Annotated in this window: 2 protein-coding genes; both read right to left on the bottom strand. The window is 66.2% G+C overall.

Going from position 1 to position 2,796, the window contains the following annotated elements:
- The coding region (locus Y705_RS18650; RefSeq protein WP_155849993.1) for a hotdog fold thioesterase at positions 1-413 on the bottom strand (413 nt) is incomplete at its 3' end.
- Between the two features lie 110 nt (positions 414-523).
- A complete protein-coding gene (locus Y705_RS0109055; protein ID WP_155849992.1) occupies positions 524-2,710 on the bottom strand; it encodes a S9 family peptidase in 2,187 nt (728 codons plus the stop codon).
- Positions 2,711-2,796 lie beyond the last annotated feature (86 nt).

Genomic DNA, 2,796 nt, shown 5'->3' with positions numbered 1-2,796 from the left:
TCGTCCGCTGTGACGGTGATGTCGTAGAGGCCGCTGCGTCCTGCTGACGCGCGGCGCGTGGCGACGGCTCTCAGCAGCTCGCCGTCGTAGGCGGGGGAGAGGAACGAGATGTCTGCGCCCGCGGCGACAGTGCGCTCGCCGGTTTCGGTGCCGTCCTCGCGTGGTGCTGCCGAATTGCAGGCGAGGGCGAAGGCCGAATCGGCGAACGCGAAGATCATGCCGCCGTGGACCATGCCGAAGCCGTTGAGCATTTCGCTGCGGACCCGCATGGTGACCTGCGACGTGCCGTTCCCCGTGGCGGCGAGCTCGATCCCCAGCCAGGCCGACGCGCGGTCATCAATGAGGAGCCGGTGGTGAGGCTTCCCGTCAGGTGCAAGCCCGGGTGGGGGAAAAGGGACGCCGCTGTCCGCCATGATCGCCTTCCAGAATTAGTTACCGAATGTTCATTAGGTAATACTGCCGACGCGGCGGGTGTCAAGCGCCGCATCGGCAGGCGGGTTCGGGAAAGGCGTCGAAAGGGCGATCAGGTGGCGGGGCGCGGACGCACCTCGGTGGCTCCGAGGGCATCAGCTGCGAAAGCGTAGTCCCACGCCACGTCCTTCCACCGCGAGTATCGTCCGCTCGCCCCGCCATGGCCGCCGTCCATCTCGGTCTTGAGGACGATCGGCTCCGCACCGGTGGTTTTCTCCCGAAGCGCCGCAACCCATTTGGCCGGCTCCACGTACAACACCCGCGTGTCGTTGAAGCTGGTCACTGCGGCGATACGGGGATATTCCACGGCGCGGATATTCTCGTACGGCGTGTAGTCCTTCATGTAGCGGTATACGTCGGGTTCCGTGATCGGGTTACCCCACTCCTCCCACTCCAGGGCCGACAGCGGCAGCTCCGGGTCCAGGATGGTGGTCAACGCGTCCACGAAGGGAACCTGCGCCACCACGGCCCGGTATTTCTCCGGTGCGAGATTCGTGACAGCGCCCATCAGCAGGCCTCCGGCGGACCCGCCCATCGCCGCGATCCGGCGTTCATCCACCCAGCCAGAATCGGCGAGGTAAGTGGTGGCGTCCACGAAGTCGGTGAAGGTGTTCTTCTTGTGCAGCTTCTTGCCCTGCTCGTACCAGGTGCGGCCCATCTCACCGCCGCCCCGGACATGGGCGACGACGAAGATGATGCCGCGGTCCAGGAGGGACAGCCGGGCGATCGAGAAGCCCGGATCCACACTGACCTCGTAACTGCCGTAGGCATAGATCAGGGCGGGGTTCGTGCCGTCCTGAGCGAGGTCGGAGCGCCGGATGACGGAGAGGGGAATGGACGTCCCGTCCGCGGCCGGCACCCACCAGCGCTCCGCGACGTAGGAGCCGGCGTCGTAATTCCCGCGCACTTCGGTTTCCTTCCGGAGCGCGAGCGCACCGGTGGCGAGAACGTAGTCGTAGATGCGCGGCGGCGTCAGGAAGGACGTGTAGGACAGTCGGATGATCGGGGACTCGAACTCGGCGTTGGCCAGGCTGCTGGTGAAGAGCTGCTCATCGAATGCCGGTTCGACGGGAGCCGGCTGCCCTGCGGTGCCGAGCCCGGCCAGCGGGAGTACCTGGACGCGGTCGGTGGTGTCCTTCCGGATGGAAAGCACCAGGTGGGTGGACGTCACGGCGATGCCGTTGACCCGGACGGCGTCGTCGTGGCGCACGACGGTCCTCCATTGCTGCTCGGCGAGCGGCTTGGCCAGCTCCGAGGCCTCGACCAGGCTGATCATCGAGTTCTTCGCGTCGCGGTTGTGCGTCAGGAGGTAGGAAGGTGCGCCGTCGATCGTCACCGGCTCGGCCTCGTAGAGCACGTGCTCATCGCGGGAGATGAGCATTCTGAGGACGGCGCCGGGATCCGTCAGATCCAGCGCGTGGTACTCGCTGTACTCCGAGCAGCCGCTGCTGATGAGGAGCTGGGAGCGGTCGGCGGACAGCTCGAAGCCGGTCCACATGGCGACGTCGTCGTCCTGGTAGAGGACGGCGTCGTTGTCCACGGGCGTGCCGAGCGTGTGCGCGCGCACCTGGAACGGGCGCCACGCATCGTCGACGACGGTGTAGAAGATGCGGCGCCCGTCGGGGGAAAAGGCGACGCCGTAGAACACGTTGGGAATCTCGTCGGGCAGCAGCTCGTCGGTGGCGAGGTCCTTGACGCGCAGGGTGAAGCGCTCGTCACCTGCGTTGTCCTCACAGTAGGCGAGGAGCATCCCGTCCTCGCTGACGGCCAGCCCGCCGAGGGAAAAAAATGGTTTGCCTTCGGCTTCGGCATTGCCGTCGAGCAGAATCTGCTCGCCGAGTACGGGCTTCCCGGGGAGCACCTCCGGCGGGGTCCAGTCCGCGTCGAGGTCGCCGGTGTCTCTCGCGGCGACCCGGCACTGGATTCCGTACTGCTTTCCCTCTTCGGTGCGGGAGTAGTACCACCAGCCCTTCTTCCGGGCAGGGACCGAGAGGTCCGTTTCCTGGGTACGGTTCTTGATCTCGTCGAAAATGTCCTGGCGCAGCTGCTCCTGCCCGGAGGTGACGGCGTCGGTGTAGGCATTCTCGGCGGTGAGATGTTCCACGACCCCGCGGCTCTCCTTCTCCCGAAGCCACTCGTAGTCGTCCACGAACACGTCGCCGTGATGGGTCCGCTCGACAGGAACCTTATTCGTGGGAGGAGGGGTCGGCGCTGTGTCGTAGTCAGTCTCAGCAGTCATGGGACCCATCTTGCCAGAACGCGTTCGCTCCGCTGATCCCGGTCTTTCAGCCGCCTCCGCCTGCGCGAGCCACCCCCACCCCCCGC

The sequence above is a fragment of the Arthrobacter sp. H41 genome (assembly GCF_000520535.1).
Classification (GTDB): Bacteria; Actinomycetota; Actinomycetes; order Actinomycetales; family Micrococcaceae; genus Arthrobacter_D.
Note: the sequence above shows the minus strand (reverse complement) of the source record. Positions and strands in the feature narration are given on the sequence as shown.

Bases quoted from the DNA above. Each gene is read 5' to 3' on its own strand.
- Y705_RS0109055 (WP_155849992.1), bottom strand. From the start codon at position 2,710: ATGACTGCTGAGACTGACTACGACACAGCGCCGACCCCTCCTCCCACG.